The organism is Hydrogenophaga sp. L76, assembly GCF_057654755.1.
This window is the reverse complement of the sequence record NZ_CM172807.1, coordinates 909549-925000: the sequence shown is the minus strand read 5'-3', so window position 1 is coordinate 925000 and position 15452 is coordinate 909549. Positions and strand designations below refer to the sequence as shown.

Annotated in this window: 17 protein-coding genes, 1 pseudogene and 1 other annotated feature; of the genes and pseudogenes, 14 read left to right on the top strand and 4 right to left on the bottom strand. The window is 64.0% G+C overall.

Translation table 11 applies throughout. The features are described 5' to 3' along the window. Positions 1-13 precede the first annotated feature (13 nt). The gene (locus AC23D4_RS04365) at positions 14-613 is read right to left on the bottom strand and encodes a transposase (RefSeq protein ID WP_472890583.1); all 600 of its coding nucleotides are present in this window, start codon (positions 611-613) and stop codon (positions 14-16) included. A gap of 127 nt (positions 614-740) precedes the next feature. On the opposite strand from AC23D4_RS04365, the gene AC23D4_RS04360 reads away from it, so the two are divergent. Both AC23D4_RS04360 and AC23D4_RS04355 read left to right on the top strand, forming a co-directional pair. Next, positions 741-1828 (top strand): IS3 family transposase gene (locus tag AC23D4_RS04360; RefSeq protein WP_472887725.1). Its coding sequence is split into 2 segments (ribosomal slippage): positions 741-993 and positions 993-1828, totalling 1089 coding nucleotides; the frame shifts between segments, so codons are not numbered across the junction. A gap of 58 nt (positions 1829-1886) precedes the next feature. Further along, positions 1887-2204 carry a transposase gene (locus AC23D4_RS04355; protein ID WP_472890612.1) on the top strand — a complete coding sequence of 106 codons (318 nt, stop codon included), beginning with the start codon at positions 1887-1889 and terminating at the stop codon, positions 2202-2204. Here the strand turns inward: AC23D4_RS04355 and AC23D4_RS04350 are convergent. Then, on the bottom strand, positions 2197-2568 hold the full coding sequence (locus AC23D4_RS04350) for a MerR family transcriptional regulator (protein ID WP_472890613.1): 372 nt from the start codon (positions 2566-2568) through the stop codon (positions 2197-2199). The genes AC23D4_RS04355 and AC23D4_RS04350 overlap by 8 nt on opposite strands. Positions 2569-2573: 5 nt before the next feature. Here AC23D4_RS04350 and AC23D4_RS04345 point away from each other — a divergent pair, with 5 nt between their 5' ends. From AC23D4_RS04345 to AC23D4_RS04335, 3 genes are all read left to right on the top strand, one after another. Further along, entirely contained in the window at positions 2574-3050 is a 477-nt protein-coding gene (locus AC23D4_RS04345) for a hypothetical protein (protein WP_487623695.1), read from the top strand. Then, positions 3019-4250 (top strand): IS3 family transposase gene (locus AC23D4_RS04340; protein WP_290729592.1). Its coding sequence is split into 2 segments (ribosomal slippage): positions 3019-3304 and positions 3304-4250, totalling 1233 coding nucleotides; the frame shifts between segments, so codons are not numbered across the junction. Before AC23D4_RS04345 ends, AC23D4_RS04340 begins: the two co-directional genes overlap by 32 nt. Beyond that, positions 3300-3416, top strand: a sequence feature (AL1L pseudoknot). Its footprint overlaps the gene before it by 117 nt. Positions 4251-4322: 72 nt before the next feature. After that, positions 4323-5084 carry an FAD-binding oxidoreductase gene (locus tag AC23D4_RS04335; RefSeq protein WP_472887879.1) on the top strand — a complete coding sequence of 254 codons (762 nt, stop codon included), beginning with the start codon at positions 4323-4325 and terminating at the stop codon, positions 5082-5084. Here the strand turns inward: AC23D4_RS04335 and AC23D4_RS04330 are convergent. Beyond that, positions 5062-5771: pseudogene (locus tag AC23D4_RS04330) on the bottom strand (IS256 family transposase); the annotation flags it as partial. The gene AC23D4_RS04335 and the pseudogene AC23D4_RS04330 overlap by 23 nt on opposite strands. Positions 5772-6504: 733 nt before the next feature. Between AC23D4_RS04330 and AC23D4_RS04325 the strand changes: the two are divergent. Next, positions 6505-6798 carry a type II toxin-antitoxin system TacA family antitoxin gene (locus AC23D4_RS04325; RefSeq protein ID WP_472887880.1) on the top strand — a complete coding sequence of 98 codons (294 nt, stop codon included), beginning with the start codon at positions 6505-6507 and terminating at the stop codon, positions 6796-6798. Further along, positions 6798-7298 (top strand): GNAT family N-acetyltransferase, encoded by a 501-nt coding sequence (locus AC23D4_RS04320; RefSeq protein WP_472887881.1) that lies wholly within the window; start codon positions 6798-6800, stop codon positions 7296-7298. Before AC23D4_RS04325 ends, AC23D4_RS04320 begins: the two co-directional genes overlap by 1 nt. A gap of 69 nt (positions 7299-7367) precedes the next feature. On the opposite strand, the gene AC23D4_RS04315 is transcribed toward AC23D4_RS04320, so the two are convergent. Next, a complete protein-coding gene (locus AC23D4_RS04315) occupies positions 7368-8252 on the bottom strand; it encodes a LysR family transcriptional regulator (protein ID WP_472887882.1) in 885 nt (294 codons plus the stop codon). 117 nt (positions 8253-8369) lie between these two features. Here AC23D4_RS04315 and AC23D4_RS04310 point away from each other — a divergent pair, with 117 nt between their 5' ends. The 7 genes from AC23D4_RS04310 (at position 8370) to AC23D4_RS04280 (ending at position 15447) form a co-directional block, all read left to right on the top strand. Then, positions 8370-9566, top strand: a complete 1197-nt coding sequence (locus AC23D4_RS04310) for an acyl-CoA dehydrogenase family protein (RefSeq protein ID WP_472887883.1) — start codon at positions 8370-8372, stop codon at positions 9564-9566. A gap of 9 nt (positions 9567-9575) precedes the next feature. Next, positions 9576-10706 carry an acyl-CoA dehydrogenase family protein gene (locus AC23D4_RS04305; protein ID WP_472887884.1) on the top strand — a complete coding sequence of 377 codons (1131 nt, stop codon included), beginning with the start codon at positions 9576-9578 and terminating at the stop codon, positions 10704-10706. Positions 10707-10718: 12 nt separating this feature from the next. After that, positions 10719-12254: a class I adenylate-forming enzyme family protein gene (locus AC23D4_RS04300; protein ID WP_472887885.1), complete on the top strand. Its 1536-nt coding sequence runs from the start codon at positions 10719-10721 to the stop codon at positions 12252-12254. A 42-nt stretch (positions 12255-12296) separates the two neighbouring features. Next, positions 12297-13046 carry an electron transfer flavoprotein subunit beta/FixA family protein gene (locus tag AC23D4_RS04295; protein WP_472887886.1) on the top strand — a complete coding sequence of 250 codons (750 nt, stop codon included), beginning with the start codon at positions 12297-12299 and terminating at the stop codon, positions 13044-13046. Between the two features lie 11 nt (positions 13047-13057). After that, positions 13058-13990, top strand: a complete 933-nt coding sequence (locus AC23D4_RS04290; protein ID WP_472887887.1) for an electron transfer flavoprotein subunit alpha/FixB family protein — start codon at positions 13058-13060, stop codon at positions 13988-13990. Further along, positions 13990-14466, top strand: a complete 477-nt coding sequence (locus AC23D4_RS04285) for a MaoC family dehydratase (protein ID WP_472887888.1) — start codon at positions 13990-13992, stop codon at positions 14464-14466. Before AC23D4_RS04290 ends, AC23D4_RS04285 begins: the two co-directional genes overlap by 1 nt. Positions 14467-14703: 237 nt before the next feature. After that, positions 14704-15447 (top strand): IclR family transcriptional regulator, encoded by a 744-nt coding sequence (locus AC23D4_RS04280; RefSeq protein ID WP_472888003.1) that lies wholly within the window; start codon positions 14704-14706, stop codon positions 15445-15447. Positions 15448-15452: the final 5 nt, after the last annotated feature.

The following is a 15452-nucleotide window of genomic DNA, read 5'->3' as shown; positions in this document are numbered from 1 at the left end:
CGGCTGTATGTTTTTAATGATCCTGCAAAACTCCACAGCACTTGCCGCTTCCTTCTGCTTGCTTAGCTGCGATCAGCTGAGCCCACGATTGTACAACGATTTTTGCCGCAACTAAAAGACAGGCTAAATTTTTTAACGTCCACCATGTTTCCACGGGAACTGTCACTGCGGATTCAAGCCTGTAGTGCAACACCCTGAGGCGCGTTGAACGAGGGGGTGAAGTGTAGCGGACTACTGCGGAGCGGCTCCCGATAGACCGACAGCGGGCTCGTCCGCCCAGACCTCTTATGGGCCGGCTGTTGATCTGATCGGCAATGGTTTCGATCTGCTCCTGGCGGTTGCCCGGGAGGACGGTGCCCTTGGGCAAGTACAGGCGCACCATCCCGTTGGTGTTCTCGATAGAGTCGCGTTGCCACGGACGGAATGGATCGAAGACGTGCACTGCGATGCCCGTGCATCGACTGAGCTCAGTGTGCATCGCCATCTTGCAGACGTGGTCGTACGCCACGCTCAGGACCATGGGTGCTGCGGTGTCCAGCAGTTTGTCAAAGAAGGCCTGCATCAGGCTGCGCTGGCGGTTTTGAACTCGGACAGCTCGAACGAGCTTGGCCATCTGCTGACGGAACTCAGCCAGGTACGGCGGCCGGGCGTGCTGATTGCAGGGAAGTGGCAAACCTACGGTAATCCCCCCGAAAAACCAAAGTTCCCAGAAGTAGAATTTTCCAAGAAGGAAGTTCTACGTGAAGAAGTCGAGATTTACCGACAGCCAGATCATGGCTGCCTTGAAGCGAGTTGAGGCCGGTCTGGCGGTGCCAGAGATCTGCCGGGAGGTGGGGATCAGTACCGCTACTTTTTACAAGTGGCGTGCCAAGTTCGGCGGTATGGACACCTCCATGATGGCCCGCATGAAGGAGCTTGAAGACGAGAACCGGCGCCTCAGGAAGATGTATCTGGAGGAGAAGCTCAAGGCTGAAATCGCCAACGAGTACCTCGCAAAAAAGTAACACGGCCATCTCGTCGGCGCGAGATGGCCAAGGAAGTCGTGCAGCAGCGTGCCGTCGCCATACGAGTCGCCTGTGCGGTGTTCTCGATCAGTGAATCCTGCTACCGCTACGAGTGCAAACAAAACGCCGAGAACGAGGAGATTGCCAACTGGCTGATGCGCCTGACGGACAACCACCGCAACTGGGGATTCGGCCTGTGCTACCTGTACCTGCGCAACGTGAAGAATTTTGGCTGGAACCACAAACGGGTCTACCGCATTTACCGCGAGCTGGAGCTCAACCTGCGCATCAAGCCACGCAAGCGGCTGATGCGGGAGAAGCCGCAACCATTGGCCGTGCCGCAGGCTATCAATCAGGTCTGGTCCATGGACTTCATGCACGACAGGCTGGAGGACGGCAGGAATCTGCGCTTGTTCAACGTGATCGACGACTTCAACCGTGAGGCGCTTGGCATTGAGGTGGACTTCTCGCTGCCCAGTGAGCGGGTGATCCGGGCGCTGAAGCAGATCATTGCCTGGCGAGGCAAGCCGCTGGTGATTCGTTGCGACAACGGGCCGGAGAACATCAGCGGCACCATTCAGAACTGGGCCAGTGAATGGGGCATCCAGATCGAATACATCCAGCCTGGTAAGCCGCAGCAAAACGCCTACGTTGAGCGGTTCAACCGGACGGTGCGATACGAATGGTTATCCCAGTATCACTGGTCAAGCCTTGAAGAGGTTCAGGACTTCGCCACGCAATGGATGTGGTCCTACAATCACGACCGCCCGAACATGGCCCTGGGCGGATTCACCCCAAAGCAGCATCTGGCCATGGCTGCATAACCGTTCTACTTCTGCGGACTGTGGAAATTGGGGGGATTACCCTACCTCTCCGACCCGGATGCCGACCGTGAAGAGAAGTGCACACGACCGCAAACGGCGGGAGCAACTGTGCCGCTACATCACCCGGCCGGCGCTGTACTTCGGGCGGCTTCGGCTTAACGACGCAGGCCAAGTGAAACTGAAGCGCGAGAAGCCGTGGCGCGATGGCACCGCGCAACTGATCATGAGCCCGCTGCAGTACATGCAGCGGTTGGCGGCTCTGGTACCGCGGCCGAGGCTGCTGCTAATCCGGCTTCATGGCATGCGTTGCATCCAACGCAAAGCAGCGGGCGCTGGTGGTGCCGAGGTTGGGAGAGGACCTTTGATCGTCAGTTGACCTTAACGGGCGTTCCGTTCATGAGCGGACACTCCAACGCTACCCGAACTGCGAGCTGCTCGCGCAGGACGCGTAGACCGTCGATGCGCGCGTCGATCTCCTGGAGCTTCTCAGCGAGCATCTGCACAATCGCAGGGCCTGGCTCCGACGCGCTCCAGACGGCCGGCAGCTTGTTGCCCACCTCCGCCAGGGTAAACCCAAGCTTCTGGGCGGTCTTGATGTAGTTGACAAGAGCTTGGACCTCATCGGGGTAGTCTCGGTAGCCGTTTTCCAGGCGCCGAGCCCGGATGAGCCCCTGGTCTTCGTAGAACCTCAGGGTGTCGCGGCTGACGCCGGTCGCTGCTGAAAGTTGGCCGATCCGCATGGTGGATGAAATTATCTCTTGACATTGGAGCCAAGTCCAAGGTTGACACTGGCGCTCTCATCAACTTTCGGACGAACAAGGTGAAACAAGCCCGATTCCTCACCATCATGAAAGCCAGCGCCTGGTACGACCTGGTCGTCACTTGGCCCTTTGCCACGCCCTGGACGTTTGCGCTGCTCTACGGGACGTTGATGTCCATCTCGCAAGCGCTCGGCCTGCCGGGCACCATGCACCCCTTGGACGCGACGAGCACGCTGTTCGGCAACCTGCTTGGATCGGTCGTGGTCGTGTGGTCCCTGGCTCGAATCCTGTCCCCGAGCGTGCGCCTGGGCCGCCTGGATGGTGTGGCGCGATTCCTGTTCGCAGCCTGGCAAATCAATGCTGTCCTGAATGGCGCCGGTGAATCGCCCCGGGTTTTGAGGAGGCTCTTTTCTCTGAGAGGATTGAGCCATGAGCAAGAAGTCGAACCAGTTTTCACCTGAGGTCCGCGAGCGTGCTGTTCGCATGGTGCGTGAGCACAGAGGCGAGTACCCCTCGCTGTGGGCCACCATCGAGTCCATCGCCCCCAAGATCGGCTGCGTGCCCCAGACCCTCAACGAATGGGTCAAGCGAGACCAGATCGATTCCGGCGTGCGCGACGGCATCACGACATCCGAACGTGAACAGATGAAGGCGCTGGAGCGCGAGGTCAAAGAGCTGCGCAAAGCCAACGAGATCCTGAAGCTGGCCAGCGCGTTTTTCGCCCAGGCGGAGCTCGACCGCCGTCTGAAGTCCTGAACAACTTCGTCGATCAGCATCGACAGGCCTACGGGGTCGAGTCGATCTGCAAAGTGCTGCAGATCGCCCCGTCAGGCTATTGGCGCCATGCTGCTCATCAGCGAAATCCCCAGCTGCGCTGCCCGCGCGCCCAGCGTGACGACACCCTGGTGCCGCACGTTGAGCGCGTCTGGCAAGCCAACATGCGGGTCTACGGCGCCGACAAGGTCTGGAAACAGATGAACCGGGAGGGAGTTGTCATTGCCCGCTGCACGGTTGAGCGGTTGATGAAGCGACTGGGCTTGCAGGGCGTGCGCCGGGGCAAGGTGGTGCGCACCACCCTCAGCGACATGAAGGCCCCTTGCCCGCTGGATCGGGTCAATCGGCAGTTCAAGGCCGAGCGGCCGAACCAGCTGTGGGTCTCGGACTTCACCTACGTTTCAACCTGGCAAGGCTGGCTGTACGTGGCCTTCGTGATCGATGTGTATGCCCGGCGCATCGTGGGCTGGCGGGTCAGTACCTCCATGCACACGGACTTCGTTCTGGATGCCCTGGAGCAGGCGCTGTATGCCCGGCAGCCCGAGCGTGATGGCGCATTGATTCACCATTCCGACAGGGGGTCGCAATACGTCAGCATTCGCTACAGCGAACGGCTGTCAGAGGCAGGCATCGAGCCCTCGGTGGGCAGCAAGGGCGACAGCTACGACAACGCTTTAGCCGAGACCATCAACGGTCTGTACAAGGCCGAGGTGATTCATCGCCGGTCATGGCCAACCCGTGAATCGGTGGAGCTGGCAACGCTGGAATGGGTGTCCTGGTTCAACCATCACCGGCTGCTCGGACCCATCGGATACATCCCTCCTGCAGAGGCTGAGGCAAACTACTACCGGCAACTCGCCAGTCAGTCCTCCATGGTGGCGGCCTGACTTAAACCAACCGGCCTCCACGAAACCCGGGGCGATTCACCGTCCCATCCGCGCCGCCGTCTGAGCTTTCGTGTGACGACGATAGAGGACGCGACACACGACATCAAGCGCATCCAGCTCGCTATTGACGAGGACGTCCCTCTGGTCTTTGCTGCGGGCCAATACGCTCGATTCACGTTTCCGGGCGCACCCACCCGCGACTATTCGATGGCAAGCAGGCCAGGTGAGCGAGAGCTCGAATTCCACATTCGTCGGGTGCCAGGTGGGGCCGCGACCCATCACATCCACGCGCAGCTGAGGGTTGGCGATCCGGTGTTGGTCGAAGGTCCGTTCGGCTCTTCCTACTTGCGCGAGCAGCATACGGGGCCGATCCTGTGCATCGCCGGAGGCTCGGGACTTGCGCCGATCAAAGGGATCGTCGAGGCGGCCATTGCCGGCGGTCTGAAGCAGCCGATCCATGTCTATTTCGGCGCGCGCAACACCCGAGATCTCTATCTCGTCGACCATTTCGAAGGTCTGGCACAACGGCATCCCAACCTGACCTTCACGCCCGTCCTCTCCGATCCTCAGCTGGATGCGCGCTGGCGCAGTGGCTTCGTGACCGATGCGGTCGCCAAGGACTTGCAGGATTTCGATGGCTGGAAAGCCTATGTCGCCGGGCCACCACCCATGGTCGAAGCTGCCATGCAGATCTGTACGGCACGCGGTCTGCAATCTGAAGATCTGCATGCCGATGTGTTCTTTACGCCCGAAGAATCATCGGCGCGAAAGCAAGCACCTGGTCATTCGGACAATGTTGCAAGAGCCCCACGAGGGCGTCGGGGAAGCCCTTGAGCCCGTCAACACAGGCGATGAAGATGTCCTGCACGCCCCGGTTTCGCAGCTCTGTAACCACCTGCAGCCAGAACTTGACACCTTCGGTCTGCGCCAGCCACAGGCCCAGCACCTCCTTCTCGCCGGCCATGTTGATGCCGATGACCAGGTACACCGCCTTGATCCGCACCGCACCCTCGTGCACCTTCACGTGGATGCAGTCCAGGTAGACGATGGGGTAGATGGCGTCCAGCGGGCGGGCCTGCCAGACCTTGACCTCTTCGCTGACGGCGTCCGTCACAATGAAATCAGGCTTGGCGAGACCTCGGCGCCGTACATCTCCTGCGGGTGGCTCTGAATCTCGCGCACCGTCATGCCGCGGGCGTACAGGGAGATGATTTTGTCGTCGAAGCCGTTCCAGCGGGTCTGATGCTTGGGGATGAGCTGGGGCTCGAAGCTGCCATGGCGGTCGCGGGGTACTTCGATGAGCAGTTCGCCGAACTCGCCCTTGAGGGTCATCTTGCTCTTGCCGTTGCGGGTGTTGCCGCTGGCGTTGGCCACGGCTTCATGGCGTTCGTGGCCCAGGTGCTCGGTCAGATCGGCGTCCAGGGCTTTCTCCACCAGCAGCTTGGTCAGCAGCTTGAGCAGGCCGTTCTCGCCAATCAGGTCTTCAGGCTTCTTGTGGTCGGCCAGCAGGCTGGCCAGCAGTTCTGCACACCCTCGGGAGAGACGACGACCTAGAGACCGTTGCCTCCGCCGCTGACCTTGTAGGCCCGCTCGCCAGGCTGTAGTTCTCGCAGTTTGGCTTTCGTCAATCCGTGGCGCGCCCTCGCGCTCGCCATCCCAATCCGCGCCCGTTCCGTCGAGGTGTCCATGAGATCTCCGATCCGTTCCTTGTCGCAGGACCGAGATACCGTCATGGGGTCTGACGGTATCACTGCAGGCCTGCCAGCTAAGGAGCCCGGTTACCGTCAAGTCAACCGTCAGAACGCCTGGGACGCCCTGGGATTCGATGGGACGCCGTTGGACGCTAAGTCCTTGTCCCCACAGCGAAATCGGGTTGTCTTGGGATGCTCGGAAACACCTTGGGACGATATTGGGTCATTCCCACTCAATTGTCAACAGCCGGTCGCGGCACAGAGGAAAAAGCGCCCTGTTTGCAGGGTGCGAACGGGCCCGATACCGACAGATTTACCGTCACCGTACGAGAGCCCGTCCCAGGGCTCTTTGCTTTCGATCTTGGTCATTGATGGTTTGCGGCAGCGATTGGAATGCGAAAGTGGCATGTTTGTAACGCAATGACGGTATCAGGAGCTCGCTCCCGAAGGCGATGACGGTATGCAAGAGTGACCTGACGGTATCACGATCTCTCTTGCCGTTTATTTGACTTTGTACGCCTGTTGTACTAACATAAAATGAACAATCCCTCCGAGGCCCTCACATGTCTACCGTTGCCTCCACGTCCAACAGCCGTTCGGCCAGACTCGGCTTTCGCGCCACACCTGAGCAAGAGGCGGTGATCCGTCGCGCTGCCGAGGTGGCCCACAAGTCGTTGACCGATTTCATCCTCCAGAGCGCCTATTCGGTCGCAGAACAGACGTTGCTCGATCAACGCCTGTTCGTCGCCTCGGGCTCGAAGTGCCAGGAGCTGCTGGAGCTGCTGGACCGTCCTGCTCAGCCCAATGAAGGTCTGCGCGACCTGTTCTCTCGTAGAGACCCCTGGGAAACCCGTTGATGCCGAGGGCGCCCGTCCCGCTCAACACATCGCACCGGCTCGCCGGTTTCGACTGTGGCAAGCCGGCGCTCAACGAATGGTTGGTGAAGCACGCGCTCCAGGCCGGCAGCAGCGGCTCAGCCCGGACGTTCGTCGCAGTGAATGGTCCCGACGATCGGGTAGTCGGGTATTTCAGCCTCACGGTGGGCCAAGTTGACACCACCGACGCACCCGACCGCATACGCAAAGGAATGGGACAGTTCCCGATTCCGGTGATCGTCCTGGCCAGGCTGGCCGTGTCCACGCAGGACCAGGGCAAAGGCATCGGCGTCGGCATGCTCAAGGAGGCCATTCGCCTCGCCTTGTTGATCGCAGAGCACGCCGGTATTCGCGCTTTGTTGACCCACCCGATCGATGAAGACGCCGCACGCTTCTACTCCCGGTTCGGCTTCATCGGGTCCCCTTTGCGTGAAGATCAGTTGTTGCTCCTCTTGAAAGATGCTCGCGCTCAGATTCGATGAGTCTGTCGATTTGGGAGGCACCAGGCAACTGCGCAAGGGACGTAGAAGCATCCATGCGAGCGCCCCGCTTCAGCCTGCAAGCGCCAGCAAGTAGTCGATCAGCGCGCGCGCCGAACGCGTCTGGTGCCGGTTCGGCATGTAGAGCATGAAGATCTGGTTGCCGAAGATGCTCAGTCGCAGATCGTCCAGCGCGGTCACGATGGCGCCACTGTCGACCGCGTCCTGCACCACGTAGTCGGGCACCAGCCCCACGCCCAACCCGGCCAGGACGGCCTCACGGAGAAACGGAAAATGCTCCGAGATCAGGGTGGGTTCCAGCGTCACCTCTTCGCGCTGTTCGCCCCGGTAGGCGGCCAGGCGCAGTTCACGCCCCACCACGCCCGAGGTGATCAGCGGCGTGTGGCGCAGCTGGGCCAGGCTCTGCGGCAGGCCATGCGCGGCCGCATAGCCTGCCGAGGCGCAGCACAGGTAACGCACCCGCCCCATGTCGCGCGCCACGAGCGTTGCGGGCGGCGCGGCCATGATGCGCACCGCCACGTCCACCTCGTCACGCATCAGGTCGTCCACCCGGTTCTCGAACAGCACGTCCAGCACCACACCCGGGTATTCGCGCTTGAAGGCGATCAGCCAGGGCGTCATGACCATCTGCCCGTAGCCGCTGGGCACGCTCAGCCGCACCCGGCCCTGCAGGCCCTGGCCCAGTGACGCCAGCGTTTCTTGCGCCGCCTGCAGTTCGTTGCGCACCGCCAGGCCGTGCTGGTAGAGGCGCAGTCCCAGCTCGGTGGCTTCCACATGGCGCGTGGTGCGGCGAAACAGCTGCGCGCCCACCGCGCGCTCCAACTGCGCGAGCCGGTAGCTGACGTTGGCGCGCGTCATCTTCAGGCGCCGCGCTGCCTGGCTTAGGTTGCCGGCGTCGTGGATTTCCACCAGCAGGGCAAGGTCGTTGAGGTCCATGATTGACAAGCTTGGTTTGACAGTGTGTCAACACAAAACCCTATTGTCCAATACAAACCCGCCATTGATAATCTGCATTGCAGAACGTTGAACCGTTTTCAACGAAGGAGACACGGCATGGATCTGAACTTCACCCCCGAGGAAGAGGCCTTTCGAACCGAGGTGCGCGGCTTCCTCCAGCAACACCTGCCCGAGCGGCTGTCGTCCCAGGTGCGCAACGGCCAGCACTTGAGCAAGGCCGACATGGAGCAATGGCACGGCATCCTCAACCAGCGCGGCTGGCTGGCCAACCACTGGCCCGAGCAGTACGGTGGCCCGGGCTGGACGGCGGTGCAGAAATTCATCTTCGAGCTCGAATGCGCGCTGGCCCACACGCCCCGCATCGTGCCTTTTGGTGTCGGCATGCTGGGCCCGGTGCTGATCAAGTACGGCAACGAGGCGCAGAAGCGCCATTGGCTGCCGCGCATCCTGAGCGGCGAAGACTGGTGGTGCCAGGGCTATTCGGAGCCGGGCGCGGGCTCCGACCTGGCGGGCGTGAAGACCACCGCCGTGCGCGAGGGCGACCACTACATCGTCAACGGGCAGAAGACCTGGACCACGCTGGGCCAGCACGCCAACATGATCTTCTGTCTGGTGCGCACCAACCGCGAAGCCAAGAAGCAAGAGGGCATCAGCTTCCTGCTGGTGGACATGAACAGCCCCGGCGTCGAGGTGCGGCCCATCATCACGCTGGACGGCGAGCACGAAGTCAACGAGGTGTTCTTCACCGACGTGAAGGTGCCGATCGAGAACCTGGTCGGCGAAGAAAACAAGGGCTGGACCTGCGCCAAGTACCTGCTGACCTACGAGCGCACAAACATTGCCGGCGTGGGTTTTTCGGTGGCGGGGCTGGAGAAGCTCAAGGCGGTGGCGTCTCGCGTGTTGCACAAGGGCATGCCGCTGCTGCAGGACCCGATGTTCGCCGCCCGGCTGGCCAAGGTGGAGATCGACCTGGAGAACATGAAGACCACCAACCTGCGCGTGATCGCCGCCGTGGCCGGCGGCGGTGTGCCGGGGGCGGAAAGCTCCATGCTCAAGATCCGCGGCACCGAGATCCGCCAGGAACTGCTCGCGCTGATGCGCCGCGCCATGGGGCCCTACGCCCTGCCCTTCGTTGAAGAAGCCCTGCACGTTGGCTACGACGGGCCCTGGTCGGGTCCCGACGAAGCCCGGGCCGCCGCGGCCCAGTACTTCAACTACCGCAAGCTGTCGATCTTCGGCGGCTCCAACGAAATCCAGAAAAACATCATCTCCAAGATGATCCTCGGACTGTGAGGCACGACCATGAACTTTGAACACACCGAAGACCGGCGCATGCTCGCCGACACCCTGGACCGCTTCCTGTCCGAGCAGTACCCCATCGAAGCGCGCCACGCCGCTGCGGCATCGGCCACCGGCTACAGCGCCGAGGTCTGGAACGGCCTGGCCGGGCTGGGCGCCATCGGCGCGCTGTTTCCTGAAGTCGTGGGTGGCTTCGGCGGCGAGGGCTTTGATGTCGCCGTTGTGTTCGAGAGCCTGGGCAAGGGCCTGGTGATCGAACCCTTTCTGGGCGCGCTGGTGGTGGGCCGCGCGATCGTGGCCGCCGGCACCGACGCCCAGAAGGCCCGGCTCGGCGGCATCCTGGACGGCAGCACGGTGGCGACCCTGGCGCACGACGAGGCCGGGGGCCACTACGAACTGGCGCACGTGGGCCTGCAGGCCACCCGGACCGCCGATGGCTACCGGCTCGATGGCCGCAAGGGCGTGGTGTTGCACGGCGACACCGCGGGCTTGTTGCTGGTCAGCGCCCGCAGCAGCGGCGCGGTGGACGACGAGGCCGGCATCTCCCTGTTCCTGGTGCCGGCCGACACTGCGGGCATCGCCCACCAGGGCTACGGCCGGGTTGACGGCGGCCGCGTGGCCGAGCTGGTGTTCAACCAGGTGCAGCTGCCCGCCACCGCCCGGCTGGGCGCCGAAGGTCAGGGTCTGGCCGTGCTGGAGCAGGCTGTGGGCTGGGGCCTGCTGGCGCTGTGCGCCGAAGCTGTGGGCGCGATGGACGTGACCCGGCAGCACACGCTGGACTACCTGCGCACACGCAAGCAGTTCGGCGTGCCCATCGGCAGCTTCCAGGCGCTGCAGCACCGCATGGCCGACGTGCTGCTGGAGATCGAGCAGGCCCGCTCTGCGGTGATCAACGCCGCAGCCGCCATGGGCGCCGATCGCGTCACGCGCGAACGCGCGCTGTCGGCCGCCAAGTACAGCATCGGCCGCATCGGCACCCTGGTGGCCGAAGAAAGCATCCAGCTGCACGGCGGCATCGGCATGACCTGGGAACTGCCCATGGCGCACTACGCCAAGCGCCTGGTGATGATCGACCACCAGCTCGGGGACGAAGACCACCACCTGGCGCGCTACATTGCGCTGGGTAGCCACTGACCGCGTGCCTCCATGCCCCGCCCCATCACCGACGAAACGCCCTTCCTCACCATCGCTGCGCTGGTGCGCGAACACGCGCAAGAACGACCCGGTGACGCCGCCCTGCGCGACGACGTGCAGACCCTGAACTGGCGCGAGCTCGACGCGCTGATGGACCGGGTGGCCGCGGCGCTGCAGCGCGACGGCGTGCGGCCGGGTGACGCCATTGGCATCTGCGCTGCCAGTTCGGTGCGTTATGCCGCGCTCTACCTGGGCGCGCTGCGCGCGGGCGTGGTGGTGGCGCCGCTGGCGCCGTCGGTCACACGCGAGAGCCTGGCGCAAATGCTCGACGACGCACAGGCGCAGCGCGTGTTTGCCGACACCGCCGCGCGCGAACTGTTGCCCGGTCAGGCTTCGGTGGTGTGGCTCGACGGCAGCGCGGCGCCAGGCTTCGACGACTGGCTGGCGCCCCCCGGCTATACGCCGCAGGCGGTGGACCTGCCACCCGAAGCGCCGTTCAACATCATCTATTCGTCGGGCACAACGGGCACGCCCAAAGGCATCGTGCAGTCGCACGGCATGCGCTGGCAACACGTGTGCCGCGGCGCACGCTACGGCTACAGCGCGCAGACGCAGACCTTGCTGTCCACGCCGCTGTACTCCAATACCACGCTGGTGGTGTTCTTCCCCACGCTGGCGTTTGGCGGCTGCGTGCACCTGATGCCGAAGTTCGACGCCACGCGCTACCTGGCCCTGGCCGAAGAACGGCGCATCACCCACACCATGCTGGTTCCGGTGCAGTACCAGCGCCTCATGGCCGTGCCGGACTTCGGACGCTTCGACCTGCGCGCCTTCCAGATGAAGTTCTGCACCAGCGCGCCGTTCCGTGCCGACCTCAAGGCCGACGTGCTGGCGCGCTGGCCCGGCGGCCTGGTCGAGTTCTACGGCATGACCGAAGGCGGCGGCACCTGCATCCTCAACGCGCACGAACACCCAGACAAACTGCACACCGTGGGCCAGCCCGCACCGGGCCACGACATCCGCCTGATCGACGAAGACGGGCGCGAACTGCCGCCAGGCAGCACCGGCGAGGTGGTCGGCCGTTCGGGCGCGATGATGGCCGGCTACCACCACCAGCCTGAGAAGACGCGCGAAGTCGAGTGGTTCGACGCCAGCGGCCAGCGCTTCATCCGCACCGGCGACGTCGGCCGCTTCGACGAAGACGGTTTCCTGGTGCTGATGGACCGCCGCAAGGACATGATCATCAGCGGCGGCTTCAACCTCTACCCGAGCGATCTCGAAGCCTTGCTGCGCCAGCACCCGGCCGTGGACGACGCAGCCGTGGTCGGCGTGGCGTCCGAACAGTGGGGCGAGACGCCGGTGGCCTTTGTGGTGCGCCGCGCTGGCGATGCAACCGACGAAGCCGCACTGATCGCTTGGCACAACGAGCGCTCGGGCAAGACCCAGCGCCTGGCCGCGTTGCAGTTCATCGACGAACTGCCGCGCAGCGCCATCGGCAAGGTGCTCAAGCGTGAACTGCGCGAGCGCCTCAACACACCCGTGCGCTGAAGCCGTTCGGCGCCGATTTCCTCACTTCCCACAGGAGCCCTCATGAAAATCCTCGTCCCCGTCAAACGCGTGGTGGACTACAACGTCAAGGTGCGCGTCAAGGCCGACCAGTCCGGCATGGACATGGCCAACGTCAAGATGAGCATGAACCCGTTTGACGAAATCGCGGTCGAAGAAGCCGTGCGCCTGAAGGAGAAGGGTGTCGTCACCGAGGTGATCGCCGTCTCCTGCGGCGTCACGCAGTGCCAGGAGACCCTGCGCACCGCCATGGCCATCGGCGCCGACCGCGCCATCCTGGTGGAAACGGCCGAAGAACTGCAGCCGCTGGCCGTGGCCAAGCTGCTCAAGGCGCTGATGGACAAGGAACAGCCCGGCCTCGTGATCCTGGGCAAGCAGGCGATTGACGACGACTGCAACCAGACCGGCCAGATGCTCGCTGCGCTGGCCGACCTGCCGCAAGGCACCTTCGCCTCCAAGGTCGAGGTGGTGGACGGCAAGGTCCAGGTGACCCGCGAAGTCGACGGTGGCCTGGAAACCCTGAGCCTCACCCTGCCGGCCATCGTCACCACCGACCTGCGCCTGAACGAGCCGCGCTATGTGACGCTGCCCAACATCATGAAGGCCAAGAAGAAGCAGCTCGACACCGTCAAGCCCGAAGACCTCGGGGTGGATGTGAGCCCGCGCATCAAGACGCTCAAGGTCAGCGAGCCCCCGAAGCGCGGCGCCGGCATCAAGGTGCCGGACGTCGCGGCGCTCGTCGAAAAACTCAAGCTCGAAGCCAAAGTGATCTGAGGAACAAGAACATGACCGCACTCGTCATTGCCGAACACGACAACGCCTCCATCAAGGGCGCCACGCTCAACACCGTCGCCGCCGCCGCCCAGTGCGGAGGTGAGGTGCATGTGCTGATCGCCGGCCACAACGCTGCCGGTGCCGCTGCTGCCGCTGCCCAGATCGCCGGTGTCTCCAAAGTCATCCACGCCGACGCCGAGTACCTGGCGCACGGCCTGGCCGAGAACATGGCCGCGCAGGTGCTGGCCATCGCTTCGAACTACAGCCACATCCTGTTCCCCGCCACCGCCAGCGGCAAGAACATCGCCCCGCGCGTCGCCGCCAAGCTCGACGTGGGCCAGATCAGCGACATCACCAAGGTGATCGCCGCCGACACCTTCGAGCGCCCGATCTACGCCGGCAATGCGATGGCCACCGTGCAGAGCATCGATGCCACCAAGGTCATCACCGTGCGCACCACGGGCTTTGATCCGGCCGCCGCCACCGGTGGCAGCGCCGCCGTGGAAACCCAGGCAGCGCAGGCCGACAGCGGCAAGAGCACATTCCTCGGCAGCGAGATCGCCAAGAGCGACCGCCCCGAACTCACCGCCGCCAAGATCATCGTCTCCGGTGGTCGCGCGCTGGGCAGCAGCGAGAAGTTCAACGAAGTCATGACGCCGCTGGCCGACAAGCTCGGTGCCGCGCTGGGCGCGAGTCGCGCCGCGGTCGATGCGGGCTACGCGCCGAACGACTGGCAGGTGGGCCAGACGGGCAAGATCGTGGCGCCGCAGCTGTATGTGGCCTGCGGCATCTCGGGCGCCATCCAGCACCTGGCCGGCATGAAGGATTCGAAGGTGATCGTGGCGATCAACAAGGACCCTGAGGCGCCGATCTTCTCGGTGGCCGACTACGGGCTGGAAGCCGATCTGTTCACGGCGGTGCCGGAGCTGATCAAGGCGCTGTGATGGACTCCGGCAAGCAGACCTTCGAGACCGAAAGCCTGGACGCGCTGACCGCGCGCGTGGGCGAGGAACTCGCCGTCAGCGACTGGCTGCCCGTCACCCAGGATCGGATCAACCGTTTTGCCGAGGTCACCGGCGACCTGCAGTGGATCCACATCGACGCCGAGCGCGCGCGCCGTGAATCGCCCTACGGCACGACCATCGCGCACGGCTACCTGACGCTGTCCCTGCTGCCGGGCCTCTCGCAAGGCTGCATCACGGTGCACGGCACCCGCATGGCGGTGAACTACGGGCTCAACCGGGTGCGATTCATGGCGCCGGTGCGGGTGGACGACCGCATCCGCGCGCGTTTCACGCTGCAGTCGGTCGAAGCGCTGCCCGACGGCGGTGCCCAGGTCATCTGGCAGGCGCTGGTGGAGGTCGAGGGCAGCAGCAAACCGGCCTGCGTGGCCGAGATGGTGTCGCGCCGCTACACCTGAGCGGCCGCACGCAGGGACGGAGCACCGGGTGCGCTCTGGTATACCCTGAAGAATACCCCCACGGGAACTCTCGACAATCCGGGTACAGTGATGTCTCGTTTTGCAGAACGGAGTTCCATTTTGAGCGCAGACCCCAGCAGCCCGCAAACGGCGGCGTCCGCGGCGGGCGACAGCAAGCCGGCAGAGCGCCCCAGGCGCCCCACCCCGGCGCGAAAGCCCAAGGAAGACCGCCACTTCGTGACCGCCCTGGCGCGCGGGCTGGAAGTGCTGGCCTGCTTTCGCACCGGCGAAGCCACGCTGAGCAACCAGGAGCTGGCGGTGCGCTGCAAGCTGCCCAAGTCCACGGTCTCGCGCCTGACCATGACGCTGACCAAGCTGGGCTACCTGATCCATGTCGAAGAAAGCGGGCGCTACCGCCTGGGCACCGCCTGCCTGGCGCTGGGCAGCGCGCTGCTCACGCGCCTGGACGTGCGCAAGATCGCGCGGCCCATGATGCAGGAGCTGGCCAATTTTTCCGGCGCCTCGGTCTCACTGGGCGTACGCGACAAGCTCTCGATGATTTATGTGGAGAACTGCCGCAGCAGCGCCGCACTCACGCTCACGCTGGATGTGGGTTCGCGCATGCCGCTGGCGGCCTCGGCCATGGGGCGTGCCTGGCTGGCCTCGGTGTCCGCCACCGAGCGCGAGGAGGCGTTGGAACAGATCCGCGAACTCGACCACCTGGCCTGGCCCGGGATCCAGGCCGGCGTGAACAAGGCGCTGGAGGACTACCGCACGCTGGGCGTGACCTGCTCCTTCGGCGACTGGAACAAGGAGGTCAACGGCATCGCCCGCGCCTTTGACCCGGGCAACGGCCTGCCGCTCATGGCGGTCAACGTGGGCGGCCCGTCGTACAACCTCTCGCCCGAATTCCTGTTGCAGGAAGTGCGGCCGCGCCTGCTGGAAGTGGTGCGCTCGATCGAAGACGCGCTGCCGCGCTGAAGCAG

Excerpts from the sequence above, each read along its gene's own strand:
- AC23D4_RS04315 (WP_472887882.1), bottom strand. The coding sequence starts at position 8,252 with ATGGACCTCAACGACCTTGCCCTGCTGGTGGAAATCCACGACGCCGGC.
- AC23D4_RS04365 (WP_472890583.1), bottom strand. The coding sequence starts at position 613 with ATGGCCAAGCTCGTTCGAGCTGTCCGAGTTCAAAACCGCCAGCGCAGC.
- AC23D4_RS04300 (WP_472887885.1), top strand. The coding sequence starts at position 10,719 with ATGCCCCGCCCCATCACCGACGAAACGCCCTTCCTCACCATCGCTGCG.
- AC23D4_RS04285 (WP_472887888.1), top strand. The coding sequence starts at position 13,990 with ATGGACTCCGGCAAGCAGACCTTCGAGACCGAAAGCCTGGACGCGCTG.
- AC23D4_RS04305 (WP_472887884.1), top strand. The coding sequence starts at position 9,576 with ATGAACTTTGAACACACCGAAGACCGGCGCATGCTCGCCGACACCCTG.
- AC23D4_RS04355 (WP_472890612.1), top strand. The coding sequence starts at position 1,887 with ATGCCGACCGTGAAGAGAAGTGCACACGACCGCAAACGGCGGGAGCAA.
- AC23D4_RS04320 (WP_472887881.1), top strand. The coding sequence starts at position 6,798 with ATGCCGAGGGCGCCCGTCCCGCTCAACACATCGCACCGGCTCGCCGGT.
- AC23D4_RS04295 (WP_472887886.1), top strand. The coding sequence starts at position 12,297 with ATGAAAATCCTCGTCCCCGTCAAACGCGTGGTGGACTACAACGTCAAG.
- AC23D4_RS04325 (WP_472887880.1), top strand. The coding sequence starts at position 6,505 with ATGTCTACCGTTGCCTCCACGTCCAACAGCCGTTCGGCCAGACTCGGC.
- AC23D4_RS04310 (WP_472887883.1), top strand. The coding sequence starts at position 8,370 with ATGGATCTGAACTTCACCCCCGAGGAAGAGGCCTTTCGAACCGAGGTG.
- AC23D4_RS04350 (WP_472890613.1), bottom strand. The coding sequence starts at position 2,568 with ATGCGGATCGGCCAACTTTCAGCAGCGACCGGCGTCAGCCGCGACACC.
- AC23D4_RS04290 (WP_472887887.1), top strand. The coding sequence starts at position 13,058 with ATGACCGCACTCGTCATTGCCGAACACGACAACGCCTCCATCAAGGGC.
- AC23D4_RS04345 (WP_487623695.1), top strand. The coding sequence starts at position 2,574 with ATGAAATTATCTCTTGACATTGGAGCCAAGTCCAAGGTTGACACTGGC.